The sequence below is a fragment of the Bacillus sp. FSL K6-2839 genome (assembly GCF_038003365.1).
In the GTDB taxonomy this organism is placed as follows: Bacteria; Bacillota; Bacilli; order Bacillales; family Bacillaceae; genus Bacillus.
The window spans coordinates 709900-731403 of sequence record NZ_JBBOOZ010000002.1 but is presented as its reverse complement, the minus strand read 5'-3'; the positions used below and the strand labels follow the sequence as shown (position 1 = coordinate 731403).

At 46.7% G+C, this 21504-nt stretch carries 12 protein-coding genes, 9 tRNA genes and 6 rRNA genes; all 27 read right to left on the bottom strand.

The window, feature by feature from the left end:
• Positions 1 to 2 precede the first annotated feature (2 nt).
• Positions 3 to 560: a UvrB/UvrC motif-containing protein gene (locus MHH26_RS17835; RefSeq protein WP_307498846.1), complete on the bottom strand. Its 558-nt coding sequence runs from the start codon at positions 558 to 560 to the stop codon at positions 3 to 5.
• 14 nt (positions 561 to 574) lie between these two features.
• The gene (locus MHH26_RS17830) at positions 575 to 1039 is read right to left on the bottom strand and encodes a CtsR family transcriptional regulator (RefSeq protein ID WP_003217184.1); all 465 of its coding nucleotides are present in this window, start codon (positions 1037 to 1039) and stop codon (positions 575 to 577) included.
• Positions 1040 to 1216: 177 nt separating this feature from the next.
• Positions 1217 to 1332 (bottom strand): 5S ribosomal RNA (gene rrf, locus MHH26_RS17825).
• A gap of 61 nt (positions 1333 to 1393) precedes the next feature.
• A 23S ribosomal RNA gene (locus MHH26_RS17820) occupies positions 1394 to 4324 on the bottom strand.
• Between the two features lie 182 nt (positions 4325 to 4506).
• Positions 4507 to 6055, bottom strand: a 16S ribosomal RNA gene (locus MHH26_RS17815).
• Positions 6056 to 6180: 125 nt separating this feature from the next.
• Positions 6181 to 6256, bottom strand: a tRNA-Ala gene (locus MHH26_RS17810).
• 8 nt (positions 6257 to 6264) lie between these two features.
• Positions 6265 to 6341 (bottom strand) — tRNA-Pro (locus MHH26_RS17805).
• A 7-nt stretch (positions 6342 to 6348) separates the two neighbouring features.
• A tRNA-Arg gene (locus tag MHH26_RS17800) sits at positions 6349 to 6425 on the bottom strand.
• Between the two features lie 12 nt (positions 6426 to 6437).
• Positions 6438 to 6523 (bottom strand) — tRNA-Leu (locus MHH26_RS17795).
• Between the two features lie 12 nt (positions 6524 to 6535).
• Positions 6536 to 6607, bottom strand: a tRNA-Gly gene (locus MHH26_RS17790).
• 30 nt (positions 6608 to 6637) lie between these two features.
• Positions 6638 to 6720 (bottom strand) — tRNA-Leu (locus MHH26_RS17785).
• A gap of 8 nt (positions 6721 to 6728) precedes the next feature.
• Positions 6729 to 6804: transfer RNA gene (locus MHH26_RS17780), tRNA-Lys, on the bottom strand.
• 37 nt (positions 6805 to 6841) lie between these two features.
• A tRNA-Thr gene (locus MHH26_RS17775) sits at positions 6842 to 6917 on the bottom strand.
• A 33-nt stretch (positions 6918 to 6950) separates the two neighbouring features.
• Positions 6951 to 7026 (bottom strand) — tRNA-Val (locus MHH26_RS17770).
• Between the two features lie 782 nt (positions 7027 to 7808).
• Positions 7809 to 7924, bottom strand: a 5S ribosomal RNA gene (gene rrf, locus MHH26_RS17765).
• 61 nt (positions 7925 to 7985) lie between these two features.
• Positions 7986 to 10916, bottom strand: a 23S ribosomal RNA gene (locus MHH26_RS17760).
• 182 nt (positions 10917 to 11098) lie between these two features.
• Positions 11099 to 12647, bottom strand: a 16S ribosomal RNA gene (locus MHH26_RS17755).
• Together the 16S, 23S and 5S rRNA genes with 9 tRNA genes alongside form the textbook arrangement of a ribosomal RNA operon.
• A 386-nt stretch (positions 12648 to 13033) precedes the next feature.
• On the bottom strand, positions 13034 to 14533 hold the full coding sequence (lysS, locus tag MHH26_RS17750; RefSeq protein WP_060595373.1) for a lysine--tRNA ligase: 1500 nt from the start codon (positions 14531 to 14533) through the stop codon (positions 13034 to 13036).
• A gap of 90 nt (positions 14534 to 14623) precedes the next feature.
• Positions 14624 to 15625 (bottom strand): tRNA dihydrouridine synthase DusB, encoded by a 1002-nt coding sequence (gene dusB / locus MHH26_RS17745; protein WP_095286206.1) that lies wholly within the window; start codon positions 15623 to 15625, stop codon positions 14624 to 14626.
• Entirely contained in the window at positions 15618 to 15851 is a 234-nt protein-coding gene (locus MHH26_RS17740; protein WP_034665770.1) for a helix-turn-helix domain-containing protein, read from the bottom strand. Before MHH26_RS17740 ends, dusB begins: the two co-directional genes overlap by 8 nt.
• Positions 15803 to 16306 (bottom strand): 2-amino-4-hydroxy-6-hydroxymethyldihydropteridine diphosphokinase, encoded by a 504-nt coding sequence (folK, locus tag MHH26_RS17735; protein ID WP_060595371.1) that lies wholly within the window; start codon positions 16304 to 16306, stop codon positions 15803 to 15805. The genes MHH26_RS17740 and folK overlap by 49 nt, the downstream gene beginning before the upstream one ends.
• Positions 16303 to 16665, bottom strand: coding sequence for a dihydroneopterin aldolase (gene folB, locus MHH26_RS17730; protein ID WP_034665765.1), 363 nt, complete (start codon positions 16663 to 16665; stop codon positions 16303 to 16305). Before folB ends, folK begins: the two co-directional genes overlap by 4 nt.
• Positions 16658 to 17515 carry a dihydropteroate synthase gene (folP, locus tag MHH26_RS17725; RefSeq protein WP_034665762.1) on the bottom strand — a complete coding sequence of 286 codons (858 nt, stop codon included), beginning with the start codon at positions 17513 to 17515 and terminating at the stop codon, positions 16658 to 16660. Before folP ends, folB begins: the two co-directional genes overlap by 8 nt.
• A 9-nt stretch (positions 17516 to 17524) precedes the next feature.
• A complete protein-coding gene (gene pabC, locus MHH26_RS17720) occupies positions 17525 to 18373 on the bottom strand; it encodes an aminodeoxychorismate lyase (protein ID WP_307498841.1) in 849 nt (282 codons plus the stop codon).
• The gene (pabA, locus tag MHH26_RS17715; RefSeq protein WP_003217897.1) at positions 18370 to 18963 is read right to left on the bottom strand and encodes an aminodeoxychorismate/anthranilate synthase component II; all 594 of its coding nucleotides are present in this window, start codon (positions 18961 to 18963) and stop codon (positions 18370 to 18372) included. Before pabA ends, pabC begins: the two co-directional genes overlap by 4 nt.
• Before the next feature lie 13 nt (positions 18964 to 18976).
• Positions 18977 to 20395, bottom strand: coding sequence for an aminodeoxychorismate synthase, component I (gene pabB / locus MHH26_RS17710; RefSeq protein WP_340974249.1), 1419 nt, complete (start codon positions 20393 to 20395; stop codon positions 18977 to 18979).
• A gap of 124 nt (positions 20396 to 20519) precedes the next feature.
• Positions 20520 to 21443: a cysteine synthase A gene (gene cysK / locus MHH26_RS17705; RefSeq protein WP_340974248.1), complete on the bottom strand. Its 924-nt coding sequence runs from the start codon at positions 21441 to 21443 to the stop codon at positions 20520 to 20522.
• Positions 21444 to 21504: the final 61 nt, after the last annotated feature.

Below are 21504 nucleotides of genomic sequence, written 5' to 3'. Positions count from 1 at the left end.
TGTTAATCTCCCTCCCTCTGCTGAGATTGCTCGTGCTCTAATGCACGAATTTGATCTCGAACTTCCGCTGCTTTTTCAAACTCTTCTTGTTCAATCAACTGCTTCAGCTCTTGCTGCATTAACTCAAGTTTCCGGCGGACATGAAGACTGCCGGCAATCCGTTTAGGCACTTTTCCATTATGGACTGTATTTCCACTATGGACTTTCCGTAAAACAGGGTTCAGATACTGATCAAATGAACGATAGCATTCTGCACAGCCAAAACGGCCTGTTTTTCTGAATTGTTGAAAGGTTAAGCCACACTTAGGACATTGATCCACTTCTCTCGCTTCTTGAAAAATGGATGATTCCTTATTAGCACTTGTGGTGAAGCTAGGATCAATATTCAATAAGCCTGATAATAAGTTGTGAATCGAGAAACCTTGGTTTCCACTCATAGCATATGAATCACTGTTTTCTTTTGCACATTGTTCACATATGTGCATTTCTTGTTTTTCTCCATTTATAACTTTCGTAAAGTGAAAAGTGGCTGGTCTCTCATTGCATTCTTGACAAATCAATCTTTTCACCCGCTTTACTTTAATTTCAAAGCATTTAACATCGCTTTCATCATCCGAGCCCGCAATTCATCTCGTTCAGGTAAATCAATGTGCAAAACAGAACGGTCCATGACACTGATCATCATCTTAGCTTCTCTTTCAGATAAAATGTTATTTTCTACAAGACGCATGATGATATGATCAGAGGCAGCCTGTGATAAACGATGATATATTTGGGAAATAATGTTGTTCAATAAGTCGACTTCATCATTCATTTTGACTTTAATGATGCGGATATAGCCACCGCCGCCACGCTTACTTTCAACGATATAGCCTCTCTCGCTCGTAAAGCGTGTATTGATAACATAGTTAATTTGTGAAGGTACGCATTGAAACTTATCTGCAATTTCATTGCGCTTAATTTCTAATATTTCTCGACCATTCTGATCCAAGACTTCCTTCAAATACTGCTCGATGATATCAGAAATATTTTGTGCCACTCCGCCTCCTCCTCCATTGACTTTGACTATATTTGACTTTAACCTTACTATAAATTTTTTCGATCGATTTTTCAAGATAATCGCTCAACTAAGAATATTATTTCCACATTTATATGGTGTCAAACCTCTCAAAAACACAAAAAAGACCAGTTCCGTATGGAACTGATCCTTAGAAAAGCTTGGCGGCGTCCTACTCTCACAGGGGGAGACCCCCAACTACCATCGGCGCTGAAGAGCTTAACTTCCGTGTTCGGTATGGGAACGGGTGTGACCTCTTCGCTATCGCCACCAAACCTGATGGAGAGAATGTTCTCTCAAAACTAGATAACAATGTTCAAGCTTCACATTAGAATATAGGTTAAGTCCTCGATCTATTAGTATCTGTCAGCTCCACGTGTCACCACGCTTCCACCTCAGACCTATCAACCTGATCATCTTTCAGGGATCTTACTTCCTTGCGGAATGGGAAATCTCATCTTGAGGGGGGCTTCATGCTTAGATGCTTTCAGCACTTATCCCGTCCGCACATAGCTACCCAGCGATGCCCTTGGCAGAACAACTGGTACACCAGCGGTGCGTCCATCCCGGTCCTCTCGTACTAAGGACAGCTCCTCTCAAATTTCCTGCGCCCGCGACGGATAGGGACCGAACTGTCTCACGACGTTCTGAACCCAGCTCGCGTACCGCTTTAATGGGCGAACAGCCCAACCCTTGGGACCGACTACAGCCCCAGGATGCGATGAGCCGACATCGAGGTGCCAAACCTCCCCGTCGATGTGGACTCTTGGGGGAGATAAGCCTGTTATCCCCGGGGTAGCTTTTATCCGTTGAGCGATGGCCCTTCCATGCGGAACCACCGGATCACTAAGCCCGACTTTCGTCCCTGCTCGACTTGTAGGTCTCGCAGTCAAGCTCCCTTGTGCCTTTACACTCTGCGAATGATTTCCAACCATTCTGAGGGAACCTTTGGGCGCCTCCGTTACATTTTAGGAGGCGACCGCCCCAGTCAAACTGCCCACCTGACACTGTCTCCCTGCCCGATAAGGGCAGCGGGTTAGAAGGTCAATACAGCCAGGGTAGTATCCCACCGATGCCTCCACCGAAGCTAGCGCTCCGGTTTCCAAGGCTCCTACCTATCCTGTACAAGCTGTACCAACATTCAATATCAGGCTGCAGTAAAGCTCCACGGGGTCTTTCCGTCCTGTCGCGGGTAACCTGCATCTTCACAGGTACTATAATTTCACCGAGTCTCTCGTTGAGACAGTGCCCAGATCGTTGCGCCTTTCGTGCGGGTCGGAACTTACCCGACAAGGAATTTCGCTACCTTAGGACCGTTATAGTTACGGCCGCCGTTTACTGGGGCTTCAATTCGCACCTTCGCTTACGCTAAGCGCTCCTCTTAACCTTCCAGCACCGGGCAGGCGTCAGCCCCTATACTTCGCCTTACGGCTTCGCAGAGACCTGTGTTTTTGCTAAACAGTCGCCTGGGCCTATTCACTGCGGCTTCTCGGGGCTTTAACACCCTAAGAAGCACCCCTTCTCCCGAAGTTACGGGGTCATTTTGCCGAGTTCCTTAACGAGAGTTCTCTCGATCACCTTAGGATTCTCTCCTCGCCTACCTGTGTCGGTTTGCGGTACGGGCACCTCTCACCTCGCTAGAGGCTTTTCTTGGCAGTGTGGAATCAGGAACTTCGCTACTAAATTTCGCTCGCCATCACAGCTCAGCCTTTACGGGAAACGGATTTGCCTATTTCCCAGCCTAACTGCTTGGACGCGGATATCCAATACCGCGCTTACCCTATCCTCCTGCGTCCCCCCATTGCTCAAATGGTGAGGAGGTGGTACAGGAATATCAACCTGTTGTCCATCGCCTACGCCTTTCGGCCTCGGCTTAGGTCCCGACTAACCCTGAGCGGACGAGCCTTCCTCAGGAAACCTTAGGCATTCGGTGGACGGGATTCTCACCCGTCTTTCGCTACTCATACCGGCATTCTCACTTCTAAGCGCTCCACCAGTCCTTCCGGTCTGACTTCACAGCACTTAGAACGCTCTCCTACCACTGTTCGTAAGAACAGTCCGCAGCTTCGGTGATACGTTTAGCCCCGGTACATTTTCGGCGCAGAGTCACTCGACCAGTGAGCTATTACGCACTCTTTAAATGGTGGCTGCTTCTAAGCCAACATCCTGGTTGTCTAAGCAACTCCACATCCTTTTCCACTTAACGTATACTTTGGGACCTTAGCTGGCGGTCTGGGCTGTTTCCCTTTCGACTACGGATCTTATCACTCGCAGTCTGACTCCCAAGGATAAGTCATCGGCATTCGGAGTTTGACTGAATTCGGTAACCCGGTAGGGGCCCCTAGTCCAATCAGTGCTCTACCTCCGAGACTCTTACCTTGAGGCTAGCCCTAAAGCTATTTCGGAGAGAACCAGCTATCTCCAGGTTCGATTGGCATTTCACCCCTACCCACACCTCATCCCCGCACTTTTCAACGTGCGTGGGTTCGGGCCTCCATTCAGTGTTACCTGAACTTCACCCTGGACATGGGTAGATCACCTGGTTTCGGGTCTACGACCACGTACTCATGCGCCCTATTCAGACTCGCTTTCGCTGCGGCTCCGCATCTTCTGCTTAACCTTGCACGGGATCGTAACTCGCCGGTTCATTCTACAAAAGGCACGCCATCACCCATTAACGGGCTCTGACTACTTGTAGGCACACGGTTTCAGGATCTATTTCACTCCCCTTCCGGGGTGCTTTTCACCTTTCCCTCACGGTACTGGTTCACTATCGGTCACTAGGGAGTATTTAGCCTTGGGAGATGGTCCTCCCGGATTCCGACGGAATTTCACGTGTTCCGCCGTACTCAGGATCCACTCTGGAGAGAACAACATTTCAGTTACAGGGCTGTTACCTTCTTTGGCGGGCCTTTCCAGACCTCTTCGCTTATATCGTTCCTTTGTAACTCCGTATAGAGTGTCCTACAACCCCAAGAGGCAAGCCTCTTGGTTTGGGCTGTTCCCGTTTCGCTCGCCGCTACTCAGGGAATCGCATTTGCTTTCTCTTCCTCCGGGTACTTAGATGTTTCAGTTCCCCGGGTATGCCTTCTCATACTCTATGTATTCAAGTATGGATACTACTCCATTACGAGCAGTGGGTTTCCCCATTCGGAAATCTCCGGATCAACGCTTGCTTACAGCTCCCCGAAGCATATCGGTGTTCGTCCCGTCCTTCATCGGCTCCTAGTGCCAAGGCATCCACCGTGCGCCCTTTCTAACTTAACCATTTCTTACTTTAGAAAGAATCACTATGTGTGATGAACTTTGCATTGCATTCAATGTGAATGTATTACTTATTGTTATCTAGTTTTCAAAGAACAATCCTGTCTCGCTAGAGACATATCTTGAAGGAATGATCCTTCAAAACTAAACAAGACGAAAACGTACGCTGCTCCATATATCCTTAGAAAGGAGGTGATCCAGCCGCACCTTCCGATACGGCTACCTTGTTACGACTTCACCCCAATCATCTGCCCCACCTTCGGCGGCTGGCTCCATAAAGGTTACCTCACCGACTTCGGGTGTTGCAAACTCTCGTGGTGTGACGGGCGGTGTGTACAAGGCCCGGGAACGTATTCACCGCGGCATGCTGATCCGCGATTACTAGCGATTCCAGCTTCACGCAGTCGAGTTGCAGACTGCGATCCGAACTGAGAACAGATTTATGGGATTGGCTAAACCTTGCGGTCTCGCAGCCCTTTGTTCTGTCCATTGTAGCACGTGTGTAGCCCAGGTCATAAGGGGCATGATGATTTGACGTCATCCCCACCTTCCTCCGGTTTGTCACCGGCAGTCACCTTAGAGTGCCCAACTAAATGCTGGCAACTAAGATCAAGGGTTGCGCTCGTTGCGGGACTTAACCCAACATCTCACGACACGAGCTGACGACAACCATGCACCACCTGTCACTCTGTCCCCGAAGGGAAAGCCCTATCTCTAGGGTTGTCAGAGGATGTCAAGACCTGGTAAGGTTCTTCGCGTTGCTTCGAATTAAACCACATGCTCCACCGCTTGTGCGGGCCCCCGTCAATTCCTTTGAGTTTCAGTCTTGCGACCGTACTCCCCAGGCGGAGTGCTTAATGCGTTAGCTGCAGCACTAAGGGGCGGAAACCCCCTAACACTTAGCACTCATCGTTTACGGCGTGGACTACCAGGGTATCTAATCCTGTTCGCTCCCCACGCTTTCGCTCCTCAGCGTCAGTTACAGACCAGAGAGTCGCCTTCGCCACTGGTGTTCCTCCACATCTCTACGCATTTCACCGCTACACGTGGAATTCCACTCTCCTCTTCTGCACTCAAGTTTCCCAGTTTCCAATGACCCTCCCCGGTTGAGCCGGGGGCTTTCACATCAGACTTAAGAAACCGCCTGCGAGCCCTTTACGCCCAATAATTCCGGACAACGCTTGCCACCTACGTATTACCGCGGCTGCTGGCACGTAGTTAGCCGTGGCTTTCTGGTTAGGTACCGTCAAGGTGCGAGCAGTTACTCTCGCACTTGTTCTTCCCTAACAACAGAGCTTTACGATCCGAAAACCTTCATCACTCACGCGGCGTTGCTCCGTCAGACTTTCGTCCATTGCGGAAGATTCCCTACTGCTGCCTCCCGTAGGAGTCTGGGCCGTGTCTCAGTCCCAGTGTGGCCGATCACCCTCTCAGGTCGGCTACGCATCGTCGCCTTGGTGAGCCATTACCCCACCAACTAGCTAATGCGCCGCGGGTCCATCTGTAAGTGACAGCCGAAACCGTCTTTCATCCTTGAACCATGCGGTTCAAGGAACTATCCGGTATTAGCTCCGGTTTCCCGGAGTTATCCCAGTCTTACAGGCAGGTTACCCACGTGTTACTCACCCGTCCGCCGCTAACATCCGGGAGCAAGCTCCCTTCTGTCCGCTCGACTTGCATGTATTAGGCACGCCGCCAGCGTTCGTCCTGAGCCAGGATCAAACTCTCCGAAAAAGTACAAAACCGAAGTTTTGTTTTTCGCCAGTTTGACTGACTACCTATGATGTATCATAGGATTTTTTTATAAAAACTCGAATTAACAGGTACGTTTTGTCTTGTTTAGTTTTCAAAGATCATATTGGTGGAGCCTAGCGGGATCGAACCGCTGACCTCCTGCGTGCAAGGCAGGCGCTCTCCCAGCTGAGCTAAGGCCCCATAAAAGATGGTCGGGAAGACAGGATTCGAACCTGCGACCCCTTGGTCCCAAACCAAGTGCTCTACCAAGCTGAGCTACTTCCCGATCTTAATGGCGCGCCCGAGAGGAGTCGAACCCCTAACCTTTTGATCCGTAGTCAAACGCTCTATCCAATTGAGCTACGGGCGCTTATTTTTATAATGCCGAGGGCCGGACTTGAACCGGCACGGTAGTCACCTACCGCAGGATTTTAAGTCCTGTGTGTCTGCCAATTCCACCACCCCGGCGTGGATGGTATAAGCGGAAGACGGGATTCGAACCCGCGACCCCCACCTTGGCAAGGTGGTGTTCTACCACTGAACTACTTCCGCATTACAGGATTTCTTTATTTTATTTGGCAATGCGGGTGAAGGGACTTGAACCCCCACGTCATAAAGACACTAGATCCTAAGTCTAGCGCGTCTGCCAATTCCGCCACACCCGCATGAAACATGGTGAGCCATGAAGGACTCGAACCTTCGACCCTCTGATTAAAAGTCAGATGCTCTACCAACTGAGCTAATGGCTCTCTTTAAAAGCGACTTGTCTATCTTACCATATGAAAGTGGTGCCGGCAAGAGGACTTGAACCCCCAACCTACTGATTACAAGTCAGTTGCTCTACCAGTTGAGCTACACCGGCTTTATCTATCCTAACATTATGTAAGAATAAATATGGTGGAGGATGACGGGCTCGAACCGCCGACCCTCTGCTTGTAAGGCAGATGCTCTCCCAGCTGAGCTAATCCTCCATATTGTGTTGTCATTTCGAATGTCTCTCGATCCGACAAATAGTATTATATAACGATAAGATATTGTTTGTAAAGACTTTTTTAAAATAATTTTTGAATTTATTTTAAAGTTGTTTTTTCGTCTTTTCGTTAAGGCACCTAAAGAATTCTACCACTTGTCTCATCATTTTAAAAGTCTTTTTTTCATCTTTTTATATTTTTTTCTTAAAAAGGGCTCTAATAAAGCTTTGTTGATGTGAAATTACCCTTTTCAAGCTTTTTATATGCTTGTTTTATTCAATATATCTTCTCATACAAATCATCTAGAGAAGGAATTCTTTTATTATTTTATTTTTCTGAGAAATCATTTTCATGTAAAAATGTCCTTAAATGATGCTGTTCTTTACTATCTTCAATATTAAAGTGTTACTAGGGTATCAAGTTAGTGTTGATTCTTTCTTATTCTTACTTAGAGCGAGCGAAAAATTCAACTGTAAGTGTTGCGATACTCAGTCATCTAGTGTGTCTCTAAACAGTCCTCTGTATCTGGCTGCCAAAGAAAATTCTTATTAGCTGCTTTCTATGCTTTTGATCTTCATCCTAAACGAATTGAACGGCCGACCCACAACAACAGCTGCGTTGTTCAATGAAAATACATGAAAGTGAGACGGACGGAAAGATCAACTTATCGATGAGGCATTTACTAAATCATCACTTCTCACTTTACAAAGTGATTTAATAGAAGTAATTTTTTCAAAAAACACAAAAAAGACCAGTTCCGTATGGAACTGATCCTTAGAAAAGCTTGGCGGCGTCCTACTCTCACAGGGGGAGACCCCCAACTACCATCGGCGCTGAAGAGCTTAACTTCCGTGTTCGGTATGGGAACGGGTGTGACCTCTTCGCTATCGCCACCAAACCTGATGGAGAGAATGTTCTCTCAAAACTAGATAACAATGTTCAAGCTTCACATTAGAATATAGGTTAAGTCCTCGATCTATTAGTATCTGTCAGCTCCACGTGTCACCACGCTTCCACCTCAGACCTATCAACCTGATCATCTTTCAGGGATCTTACTTCCTTGCGGAATGGGAAATCTCATCTTGAGGGGGGCTTCATGCTTAGATGCTTTCAGCACTTATCCCGTCCGCACATAGCTACCCAGCGATGCCCTTGGCAGAACAACTGGTACACCAGCGGTGCGTCCATCCCGGTCCTCTCGTACTAAGGACAGCTCCTCTCAAATTTCCTGCGCCCGCGACGGATAGGGACCGAACTGTCTCACGACGTTCTGAACCCAGCTCGCGTACCGCTTTAATGGGCGAACAGCCCAACCCTTGGGACCGACTACAGCCCCAGGATGCGATGAGCCGACATCGAGGTGCCAAACCTCCCCGTCGATGTGGACTCTTGGGGGAGATAAGCCTGTTATCCCCGGGGTAGCTTTTATCCGTTGAGCGATGGCCCTTCCATGCGGAACCACCGGATCACTAAGCCCGACTTTCGTCCCTGCTCGACTTGTAGGTCTCGCAGTCAAGCTCCCTTGTGCCTTTACACTCTGCGAATGATTTCCAACCATTCTGAGGGAACCTTTGGGCGCCTCCGTTACATTTTAGGAGGCGACCGCCCCAGTCAAACTGCCCACCTGACACTGTCTCCCTGCCCGATAAGGGCAGCGGGTTAGAAGGTCAATACAGCCAGGGTAGTATCCCACCGATGCCTCCACCGAAGCTAGCGCTCCGGTTTCCAAGGCTCCTACCTATCCTGTACAAGCTGTACCAACATTCAATATCAGGCTGCAGTAAAGCTCCACGGGGTCTTTCCGTCCTGTCGCGGGTAACCTGCATCTTCACAGGTACTATAATTTCACCGAGTCTCTCGTTGAGACAGTGCCCAGATCGTTGCGCCTTTCGTGCGGGTCGGAACTTACCCGACAAGGAATTTCGCTACCTTAGGACCGTTATAGTTACGGCCGCCGTTTACTGGGGCTTCAATTCGCACCTTCGCTTACGCTAAGCGCTCCTCTTAACCTTCCAGCACCGGGCAGGCGTCAGCCCCTATACTTCGCCTTACGGCTTCGCAGAGACCTGTGTTTTTGCTAAACAGTCGCCTGGGCCTATTCACTGCGGCTTCTCGGGGCTTTAACACCCTAAGAAGCACCCCTTCTCCCGAAGTTACGGGGTCATTTTGCCGAGTTCCTTAACGAGAGTTCTCTCGATCACCTTAGGATTCTCTCCTCGCCTACCTGTGTCGGTTTGCGGTACGGGCACCTCTCACCTCGCTAGAGGCTTTTCTTGGCAGTGTGGAATCAGGAACTTCGCTACTAAATTTCGCTCGCCATCACAGCTCAGCCTTTACGGGAAACGGATTTGCCTATTTCCCAGCCTAACTGCTTGGACGCGGATATCCAATACCGCGCTTACCCTATCCTCCTGCGTCCCCCCATTGCTCAAATGGTGAGGAGGTGGTACAGGAATATCAACCTGTTGTCCATCGCCTACGCCTTTCGGCCTCGGCTTAGGTCCCGACTAACCCTGAGCGGACGAGCCTTCCTCAGGAAACCTTAGGCATTCGGTGGACGGGATTCTCACCCGTCTTTCGCTACTCATACCGGCATTCTCACTTCTAAGCGCTCCACCAGTCCTTCCGGTCTGACTTCACAGCACTTAGAACGCTCTCCTACCACTGTTCGTAAGAACAGTCCGCAGCTTCGGTGATACGTTTAGCCCCGGTACATTTTCGGCGCAGAGTCACTCGACCAGTGAGCTATTACGCACTCTTTAAATGGTGGCTGCTTCTAAGCCAACATCCTGGTTGTCTAAGCAACTCCACATCCTTTTCCACTTAACGTATACTTTGGGACCTTAGCTGGCGGTCTGGGCTGTTTCCCTTTCGACTACGGATCTTATCACTCGCAGTCTGACTCCCAAGGATAAGTCATCGGCATTCGGAGTTTGACTGAATTCGGTAACCCGGTAGGGGCCCCTAGTCCAATCAGTGCTCTACCTCCGAGACTCTTACCTTGAGGCTAGCCCTAAAGCTATTTCGGAGAGAACCAGCTATCTCCAGGTTCGATTGGCATTTCACCCCTACCCACACCTCATCCCCGCACTTTTCAACGTGCGTGGGTTCGGGCCTCCATTCAGTGTTACCTGAACTTCACCCTGGACATGGGTAGATCACCTGGTTTCGGGTCTACGACCACGTACTCATGCGCCCTATTCAGACTCGCTTTCGCTGCGGCTCCGCATCTTCTGCTTAACCTTGCACGGGATCGTAACTCGCCGGTTCATTCTACAAAAGGCACGCCATCACCCATTAACGGGCTCTGACTACTTGTAGGCACACGGTTTCAGGATCTATTTCACTCCCCTTCCGGGGTGCTTTTCACCTTTCCCTCACGGTACTGGTTCACTATCGGTCACTAGGGAGTATTTAGCCTTGGGAGATGGTCCTCCCGGATTCCGACGGAATTTCACGTGTTCCGCCGTACTCAGGATCCACTCTGGAGAGAACAACATTTCAGTTACAGGGCTGTTACCTTCTTTGGCGGGCCTTTCCAGACCTCTTCGCTTATATCGTTCCTTTGTAACTCCGTATAGAGTGTCCTACAACCCCAAGAGGCAAGCCTCTTGGTTTGGGCTGTTCCCGTTTCGCTCGCCGCTACTCAGGGAATCGCATTTGCTTTCTCTTCCTCCGGGTACTTAGATGTTTCAGTTCCCCGGGTATGCCTTCTCATACTCTATGTATTCAAGTATGGATACTACTCCATTACGAGCAGTGGGTTTCCCCATTCGGAAATCTCCGGATCAACGCTTGCTTACAGCTCCCCGAAGCATATCGGTGTTCGTCCCGTCCTTCATCGGCTCCTAGTGCCAAGGCATCCACCGTGCGCCCTTTCTAACTTAACCATTTCTTACTTTAGAAAGAATCACTATGTGTGATGAACTTTGCATTGCATTCAATGTGAATGTATTACTTATTGTTATCTAGTTTTCAAAGAACAATCCTGTCTCGCTAGAGACATATCTTGAAGGAATGATCCTTCAAAACTAAACAAGACGAAAACGTACGCTGCTCCATATATCCTTAGAAAGGAGGTGATCCAGCCGCACCTTCCGATACGGCTACCTTGTTACGACTTCACCCCAATCATCTGCCCCACCTTCGGCGGCTGGCTCCATAAAGGTTACCTCACCGACTTCGGGTGTTGCAAACTCTCGTGGTGTGACGGGCGGTGTGTACAAGGCCCGGGAACGTATTCACCGCGGCATGCTGATCCGCGATTACTAGCGATTCCAGCTTCACGCAGTCGAGTTGCAGACTGCGATCCGAACTGAGAACAGATTTATGGGATTGGCTAAACCTTGCGGTCTCGCAGCCCTTTGTTCTGTCCATTGTAGCACGTGTGTAGCCCAGGTCATAAGGGGCATGATGATTTGACGTCATCCCCACCTTCCTCCGGTTTGTCACCGGCAGTCACCTTAGAGTGCCCAACTAAATGCTGGCAACTAAGATCAAGGGTTGCGCTCGTTGCGGGACTTAACCCAACATCTCACGACACGAGCTGACGACAACCATGCACCACCTGTCACTCTGTCCCCGAAGGGAAAGCCCTATCTCTAGGGTTGTCAGAGGATGTCAAGACCTGGTAAGGTTCTTCGCGTTGCTTCGAATTAAACCACATGCTCCACCGCTTGTGCGGGCCCCCGTCAATTCCTTTGAGTTTCAGTCTTGCGACCGTACTCCCCAGGCGGAGTGCTTAATGCGTTAGCTGCAGCACTAAGGGGCGGAAACCCCCTAACACTTAGCACTCATCGTTTACGGCGTGGACTACCAGGGTATCTAATCCTGTTCGCTCCCCACGCTTTCGCTCCTCAGCGTCAGTTACAGACCAGAGAGTCGCCTTCGCCACTGGTGTTCCTCCACATCTCTACGCATTTCACCGCTACACGTGGAATTCCACTCTCCTCTTCTGCACTCAAGTTTCCCAGTTTCCAATGACCCTCCCCGGTTGAGCCGGGGGCTTTCACATCAGACTTAAGAAACCGCCTGCGAGCCCTTTACGCCCAATAATTCCGGACAACGCTTGCCACCTACGTATTACCGCGGCTGCTGGCACGTAGTTAGCCGTGGCTTTCTGGTTAGGTACCGTCAAGGTGCGAGCAGTTACTCTCGCACTTGTTCTTCCCTAACAACAGAGCTTTACGATCCGAAAACCTTCATCACTCACGCGGCGTTGCTCCGTCAGACTTTCGTCCATTGCGGAAGATTCCCTACTGCTGCCTCCCGTAGGAGTCTGGGCCGTGTCTCAGTCCCAGTGTGGCCGATCACCCTCTCAGGTCGGCTACGCATCGTCGCCTTGGTGAGCCATTACCCCACCAACTAGCTAATGCGCCGCGGGTCCATCTGTAAGTGACAGCCGAAACCGTCTTTCATCCTTGAACCATGCGGTTCAAGGAACTATCCGGTATTAGCTCCGGTTTCCCGGAGTTATCCCAGTCTTACAGGCAGGTTACCCACGTGTTACTCACCCGTCCGCCGCTAACATCCGGGAGCAAGCTCCCTTCTGTCCGCTCGACTTGCATGTATTAGGCACGCCGCCAGCGTTCGTCCTGAGCCAGGATCAAACTCTCCGAGGTATGCAGGATGCATATCACACATGCGTTGCTACACGATGTAGCGAACTTAGCATGTGATCATTTCCTGCCTCGCCAGTTTGACTGACTACCTATGATGTATCATAGGATTTTTTTATAAAAACTCGAATTAACAGGTACGTTTTGTCTTGTTTAGTTTTCAAAGATCATTTTCGTTATCGCTCGTAAGCGACTTTAATATCTTAACATTTCGTATCGGTTAAAGTCAAGAACTTTTTTCAATTTCTTTTTTAACCTCGTTGCTGTTTTGCGGCAACGAATAATAATATACCATCTTGATTCTTTCCTTGCAATAGTTTTTTTAAAAAAAGTTTCATTTTATGAAAAATAAAAAGCGCCATAGTTAAAATGGCGCTTTGATTGATGTATTAACGGTTTCTCATTTGTGGGAAAAGCAGTACATCTCTGATTGATGGAGAATTTGTTAATAGCATGATTAACCGGTCGATACCGATTCCTAGTCCGCCTGTTGGAGGCATACCATATTCTAATGCTTCAACAAAATCGTCATCCATTAGATGCGCTTCGTCATTCCCTTCTTCACGTTCTTTTAATTGAGCTTCGAATCGTTCTCTTTGATCGATTGGATCGTTTAGCTCTGTGAATGCATTAGCATGCTCGCGGCGTACGATAAATAGTTCAAAGCGATCAGTGAAGCGAGGATCTTCAGGATTTTTCTTAGCTAATGGAGAAATCTCCACTGGGTGTCCGTAAATAAATGTAGGCTGAACCAATGTTTCTTCTACTTTTTGCTCGAAGAACTCATTGATGATATGACCTACTGTCATGTTTTTCGTGATTTCAATTCCGTGATCAGCGGCATGCTGCTTCGCTTCTTCAACAGACATCTCCTGCCAGAAGTCTACACCAGTTGCTTCTTTGACCGCTTCAACCATATGGAGTCTCTTCCATTCAGGCTTGAGATCAATTTCGTCTTCTCCATATTGAATAGTGGTTGTTCCTAGTACCTCTTCAGCAATATGAGCAATCAGATTTTCAGTTAGGTTCATGATGTCTTTGTAATCTGCGTAAGCTTCGTACAGCTCGATCATAGTGAATTCTGGGTTATGACGAGTCGATACACCTTCGTTACGGAATACACGGCCAATCTCGTATACTTTCTCTAGGCCACCGACAATCAGGCGTTTTAAGTGCAGTTCAATCGCAATACGCATATAAAGCGGCATATCCAGTGCATTGTGATGAGTAATGAAAGGACGTGCTGATGCACCACCAGGGATGCTGTGCATTGTTGGTGTTTCAACTTCTAGGTATCCTTTAGAATCTAAGTATCTTCTCATGGATTGAATAATCTTGCTTCGCATGATGAACGTCTGCTTACTTTCTGGATTTACAATCAGGTCAAGGTAGCGCTGACGATAACGTTGTTCAACATCTTTGAGTCCATGATATTTATCAGGAAGCGGACGAAGTGCTTTTGTGAGAACCTCAAAGCTAGTCGCTTTAATTGAAAGTTCTCCTACGTTCGTTTTAAATACCATTCCTGTTACACCGATGATATCGCCTAGGTCTGAGCTTTTGAATAATTCGTAAGCTTCTTCTCCTACACTATCTTTACGAACGTATATTTGAATTTGTCCTTCTAAGTCTTGTATATGCGCAAAGCCAGCTTTTCCTTTTCCTCGCTTTGTCATCATACGTCCAGCGATTGTCACTTGGGCAGACTTTTCTTCTAAGTCTTCTTTAGAAAACTCATCATATTCAGCGATAATTTGTGCGGATTGATGAGAGCGGTCATATCGTTCGCCGAATGGATCGATACCCTCTTCTCTCATTTTATTCATTTTGTCACGTCTGACCTGGAATTGGTCATTTAATTCTTCGTTATTAAGCCCTTCATTACTCATTTATATCACTCCAATAATGTATTTTGCAGAGAAAAGCAGAAAAACTGCCAGTACATGCACTAGCAGTGAGCTACAAAAAGTTAGATAGTCTTATCCTACTTTTATACTTTGAAGCTCTTTTGCCTCGGCTTCGATCGTAAAGTCATCAAGAACTTGTACAAGCTCCGCTCTCGTTTCACTTTGATTGATTTGATTTCTTACGTCCGCATTGCCTCGGACACCTTTTAAGTACCATGCTGCGTGCTTTCTCATTTCTCTGACAGCCACGTGTTCGCCTTTTAGGTCAATGAGTCTGTCTAAGTGAAGTTTGCACACTGACATCTTCTCACGTACATTTGGCTCTTCTTTTAGTTCACCCGTTTCTAAATAATGAACCGTTCGATAGATCATCCACGGGTTTCCTAGTGCGGCTCTTCCGATCATGACAGCATCTACACCTGTTTCATCAAGCATACGTTTTGCATCTTGAGGGGTTTTGACATCTCCATTGCCGATGACAGGAATGGAAACAGATTGTTTGACCTCTTTTATAATATCCCAATTCGCTGTTCCTTCGTACATCTGCACACGTGTCCGTCCGTGAAGCGCAACCGCTTGTCCGCCTGCTCGTTCAACAGCACGGGCATTGTCGATAGCGAAGATATGATCTTCGTCCCAGCCCATTCTCATTTTCACCGTAACAGGTTTTTCTACAGCTTCTACGACAGCAGAGACCATTTCATAAATCTTGTTTGGATCAAGCAGCCATTTCGCTCCTGCATCACATTTCGTAATCTTCGGTACAGGACAGCCCATGTTGATATCAATAATGTCTGCTGTTGTGTTCTGGTCTACAAACTTTGCCGCTTCGACGAGTGTGTCTTTTTCACCTCCAAATATCTGAAGGCTCAAAGGCTTTTCCCGTTCATCAATGTATAGCATACCCATTGTTCTTGCATTGTTGATCAGGATCGCCTTGTCACTGACCATTTCAGCGCAGACTAAACCCGCTCCAAACTCTTTAACTGTCAGTCTGAAGGCAGAGTTGCACACACCAGCCATAGGCGCGAGCACCACTTTGTTTTTAATGTCGATATCTCCGATTTTAAACATCATTTCCCCTCCTTCCTTCTTCAAGAATTGGCGAAAGTTCTTCCACCGTTATATTTAAAGCATCTGCTATTTGACCAACCAATTGGTTTGTTGGTAATCGATTGCCTCGCTCAATTTCTCCTAAGACAGAGACAGAGATGCCTAGTCTTTTCGCGAACCCTTCCTGAGTATACCCTTTTAGCTTTCGGTATGCACGAATTCTTCTACCCCACATGTCTTTTTCCATATGCTTACACCTTCTTGGTCTGTTACGGCATTTATTTGTACTTCGCCGATTTCTGGGCAAATCTCACTCATCGGAACAAGAACGAATAAACGTTCGTACATTCTAGGATGTGGTACTACAAGCTGTTCTGTTTCAATATTTTCACGATTATAAAGTAAAATGTCAAGGTCAGCCGTTCGCGGTCCCCATCTCACTTCTCTTGTTCTGCCTAACTCTTGCTCGATTTTCTGAGTAAGTACCAGTAGTTCATTTGGACGAAGCGAAGTGGAAATTTTCACAGCCATATTTAAAAAGTCATCTTGGTTTTCGTAACCTACAGGTGTTGTTTCATATATAGAGGAGATCAATTCTACTTGAACCTCTGGATGTTCGTGCAGTTTTTTGACAGCTTCTTTTAAATAGGTTTCCTTTTTACCTATGTTCGAACCTAAAGCGATGTATGCGGTATTGTTCATGTGCGTGATCTCGTCATTTCAATTGCAACGGACTGATAGTGTCCTGGAATTGGCGGATCTGGTTTAATTACCTTTACTGTACATTCCTGAACTGTCGGAAAGTCCTTTAACACTTGGTTCGCAATTCTTTCTGTCAGTGTTTCAACGAGGTTGACTGATTCACCTTCTACAATGCTTTTGCAGATTTGGTAGAGCTCTGCATAATTAATGGTCTCATTGAGGTCATCAGTTTGCCCGGCTTTACTTAAATCAAGTGAAGCTGTTAAATCCACACGGAATCGCTGTCCTAATTTATTTTCTTCTGCAAATACGCCGTGGTAGCCGTAAAATTCCATTCCATTTACATATACTTTATCGATGATAAGCGCCTCCCTTATTCAGCATGGCATCCATCATTTTTGCCATTCTTGCGATTTCTTTTACATCATGTACGCGAACCATCGCACTGCCTTTTTGAATCCCAAGGCAGACCGTAGCCCCCGTTCCTTCCGTACGTTCTTCAGGCGGCAGGTCTAAGACAGCTCCAATGAATCGTTTTCGAGATGTAGCTAAGAGCAGTGGATAACCAAGGTGACAAAAATGTTCGAGCTCATTCATGACCATCAGGTTGTCCTCTTTATTTTTCGCAAAACCTACACCTGGATCTAATATGATCATGTCATCACGGACACCCGCTTGTTTCGCAATTTGAACACTTTCTTTCAAATCTGCGATCATATCTGAAATCAGATGTGTGTAGTTTCGCTCTGGTCGATTGTGCATTAAAATAATCGGCACATTGTGTTTCGCTGCCACATGCGCCATTTGAGGATCTGCCTTCGCTCCCCATACATCATTAATGATGGAAGCTCCAGCTTTCACCGCTTCATCTGCAACATGGGCTTTATACGTATCAATGGAAATCGGTACATCCAATTCTTTAGTGATCTTTTCAATGACGGGAATGACTCTTGAAAGCTCCTCTTGTTCTGAGACAAGTGCCGCTCCTGGGCGAGTCGATTCTCCGCCAATATCAATCATATGCGCCCCGTCTTCTATCAGCTGTGCTGCATGAGCCAGCGCTTTATCCACTTGATTAAACTTTCCTCCATCTGAAAAAGAGTCAGGTGTGACATTTAAAATGCCCATGACCAATGTCTTTTCTTCATAACTAAGGGTGTGGTGCTTGGCTTGTATGATTTTAGGCTGTTTTATCACTTGTTGTGTCATTGTGTCCACCTACTCTTTATGATCTAGACGTTCTTTTGTATATTGCGTTCTCAACTTTGTTGAGATGATCCGGCTGTTTTGAGGCAAGGAAATTTCTCCTATACTTCTGAAGGGCACAATCCCCTGAACAGAATTGGTCATCCATGCCTCATCAGCTGATAGCAATTGCGAGACTGGGTATCGCCCTACTTTTAGTGAAGCCCCCATAGCTTGAAGCGTTTCAATACAATATCGACGAGTGACTCCATTTAAAATTCCTGTATCAAGTGACGATGTATAGATCACATCATCTTTTCGCCAAAATATATTGGAGGTAATTCCTTCTGCCACATCATTTTCTTTTGTTAAAAAGATGCCTTCTAACGACGCATCATTTCCCACTTCTCTTTTAGCCAGCAGGTTGTTCATATAATGATGAGACTTGAGGCGCCTTGGACCTTCCGGCGTATTTCTCCTCGTTTGAAGAATGACTCCCTGCTTCTCATCTAAAACAGATTCGGGCCGGAATGGAGAGATCATGACAAAAACGACAGGCTCTTCATAAGGATCTGCAGAAAATCCATTGCCTCTGCCCGCAGAAACATTGAAGCGAATTCTCGCATGACCACCGGCTATTTCGTTTTTATTCAGTAAGGTATGAATGATGTCGAGTACAAATGGTTTCTCTATTGTGGATTCGATGCAAAGGTCACGCAATGATTCATTGAGCCTTTCAAGGTGCCAATCTAACAGAAAGACTTGTCCTGCCAGGCTGGTAAATGTTTCGAATACACCGATGCCATATAGAAAACCATGATCAAAAGGAGAAAGAGTCGCGTCTTTCTCCTCTATATACTGACCGTTCAGATAAATGATCATGCGTTTACTTCATGCCCCTTTTTCCGATAGGTTTCAATGAAATTTTTAAGCATTTCTTTTCCGAAGGACGTCATAATCGATTCAGGATGAAACTGTACACTTTCAATTGGCAGCTCTTTATGGCGAATGGCCATGAGCTCGCCTTCCTTTGTGCTGGCTGTTGCGTCAAAGCATTCCGGCAGCGTCTCGTTTTTGACAATTAATGAATGATATCTCGTTGCGACAAGCGGATTTTGGAGTCCAGTGAAGACGCCTTTTCCGTCATGTGCAATCTCTGACGTTTTACCGTGCATTAAGCGCTCTGCACGAACGACATCCCCGCCAAAGACTTGCGCAATGGATTGATGACCTAGACACACACCGAAGATCGGAATACTTCCCGCAAAGTGCTTGATCGCCTCCATACTAATTCCCGCTTCATCAGGACTGCATGGCCCTGGAGAAATCATGAGAAAATCTGGTTTAAGCTCTTCGATTTCTTGAATGGTTACTTGATCATTCCGTTTCACGATCAATTCTTCTCCAAGCTCACCTAAATACTGAACCAGGTTGTACGTAAATGAATCATAATTATCAATCATTAATATCATGCTCTGCTCACCTCTAACTCAAAATAGTCTCTTCTTTGCTCAACTGTAATGCTTTTTTCACTGCATAGGCTTTTTTAATCGATTCTTTGTATTCGTGCTTTGGTACAGAATCGATGACGATTCCAGCACCCGACTGCATAAAGGCTTTGCCTTCAGTACAATACGCCGTACGAATGACGATGTTAAAGTGCATATCTTGATTGAATCCAAACCAGCCTATAGATCCAGTATAAAGCCCACGCCTTGTCGGCTCAAGCTCTTCTATGATTTCCATTGTTCTCACCTTTGGAGCACCTGTAATTGTTCCGCCTGGGAATACAGCTCTCATGACATCTACTGCATCACAATCATCACGCAGTTCCCCTTGTACGTTGGATACAATGTGCATCACGTGTGAATATTTCTCAATCGCCATAAATTCGTTCACTTTTACTGAGCCATAAGTAGACACACGTCCAAGGTCATTCCGCTCAAGATCCACGAGCATCACATGCTCTGCGCGTTCTTTTTCATTTTCAATGAGCTCTTTTGCCAGCGCTTGATCCTCAGCGTCGTCTTTGCCTCTTGATCTTGTACCCGCAATCGGTCTTGTTTCTAATTGATTCCCCTTTTTCTTAATAAGCAGCTCTGGAGATCCACAAACAATCTGGAAATCAGGCGTGTGCAGATAAGACATATACGGAGATGGATTGACTTGACGTAACGTTTTGTATAAATCATACGGATGTGTGTGGAGCTGTTCATCTTGTCTGATGGATAAATTCACTTGGAACACATCACCGCTTGCGATATATTGCTTAATTTTCTCTACTGCTTCTCCAAAGGTTTCTTCGGTAAACGGTGCTGCTGATACAAATTCTGCAGAAGATTCATGAACAGGAGATTGCGCTGATTCATCTGAAGAGCTTGTCCACTTTCGCTTCAAATCTTCGAGTCTTTGATGAGTGTCACTCACAGGTTCCGCTCCCTCTGTGTGAGTGATCAGCCACAGCACGTTTTCTTCATGATCAAAGACCGCAACATCATTAAACACGAGAAAATAAAGATCAGGTGTTTTCAGGTCATCAATGGACAGCATCTTAAAATGCTCAATATATCTAGCATAATCATAGCTTAAAAATCCAATCGCCCCGCCTTGAAAATCAGGGTATTCCTCATTCGTTTCGGTTTGAAGGGTTTGGAACCAATCCGTAAACGCTCTGAATGGATCGCCTTCTTTGAACAGCACCTCATCTTGATAATGGATGGTTGTCATCCCGTCTTTCCCCTTCGCTTTAGCAACCGGGTGAATGCCAGCAATGCTGTATGAACCGCCGCGAGCACTTTCAAGAAGAACATGGTGTGTTTCGCCAGCAGTTAATTGTTCGTATCTTTTCAGGAAAGCATCTTTCGTAAAAGGAATTTTGATGCCCATCGGCCTGCGTTGTGTCATGTTATCATCCTTTTTCATTTTCATTAATCTTATTGTAATGCAATCCAATTTATTTAGAAAATAGTATTTGCTTTCCATCTACAGATTTCATAAAAAAACCCCAGCAAATGCTGGGGTAATTGGTTTAATCGAATTGATAAAGAGGTGTACTGAGGTAACGCTCCCCATTACTTGGGATGATTGCCAGAACCTTTTTCCCTTTACCAAGCTTCTTCGCTGTTTGAAGTGCTGCGTAAATAGCTGCTCCTGAAGAAATACCGCCAAGGATCCCTTCCTCTTTCGCTGCTTTTCTTGCAAGCTCAAATGCATCTTCGTTTTTCACTTGGATAATACCGTCATATACTTCCGTGTTCAAGATTGAAGGGATAAAACCTGCTCCTATCCCTTGGATTTTATGCGGGCCTGGCTTTCCGCCTGATAATACAGGAGAATCTGTCGGCTCTACCGCATAAAGCTGAATCGATGGGATGGCTTCTTTTAGGACTTCACCAGCACCCGTAATCGTGCCGCCCGTACCAACACCTGCAATAAATGCATCAAGCTCGCCGTCAAACTGTTCAAGAATTTCTTTTCCTGTAGTACGACGGTGAATCTCCGCATTGGCTTCGTTGCTAAATTGCTGAGGCATGAAGTAACCATGCTCTTCTGCCAATTCTTCTGCCTTTTTGATGGCACCTTTCATTCCTTCTGCACCTGGTGTTAATACAAGCTCTGCTCCATAAGCGCGTAAAAGGTTGCGGCGCTCCTGACTCATTGTGTCTGGCATCACTAGAATTGAGTTAATTCCTTTCGCTGCCGCTACCATCGCAAGACCGATCCCTGTGTTTCCGCTTGTTGGTTCGATGAGCGTGTCGCCGGCTTTTAAAGTACCTTTCGCTTCAGCATCTTCGATCATCGCTAACGCAATACGATCTTTTACACTGCTGCCCGGGTTCATATATTCAAGTTTCAAGTAGACATCCGCACTGTCTTCATCTACTAAACGGTTTAATTTAACGACTGGTGTATTTCCTATTAGTTCAAAAACTGAATTTGCAATACGAGCCATCACTAACACCTCTATCTCCGAGTAATTTTATTGTATTAATATTAAATTATCAATTTCAAAA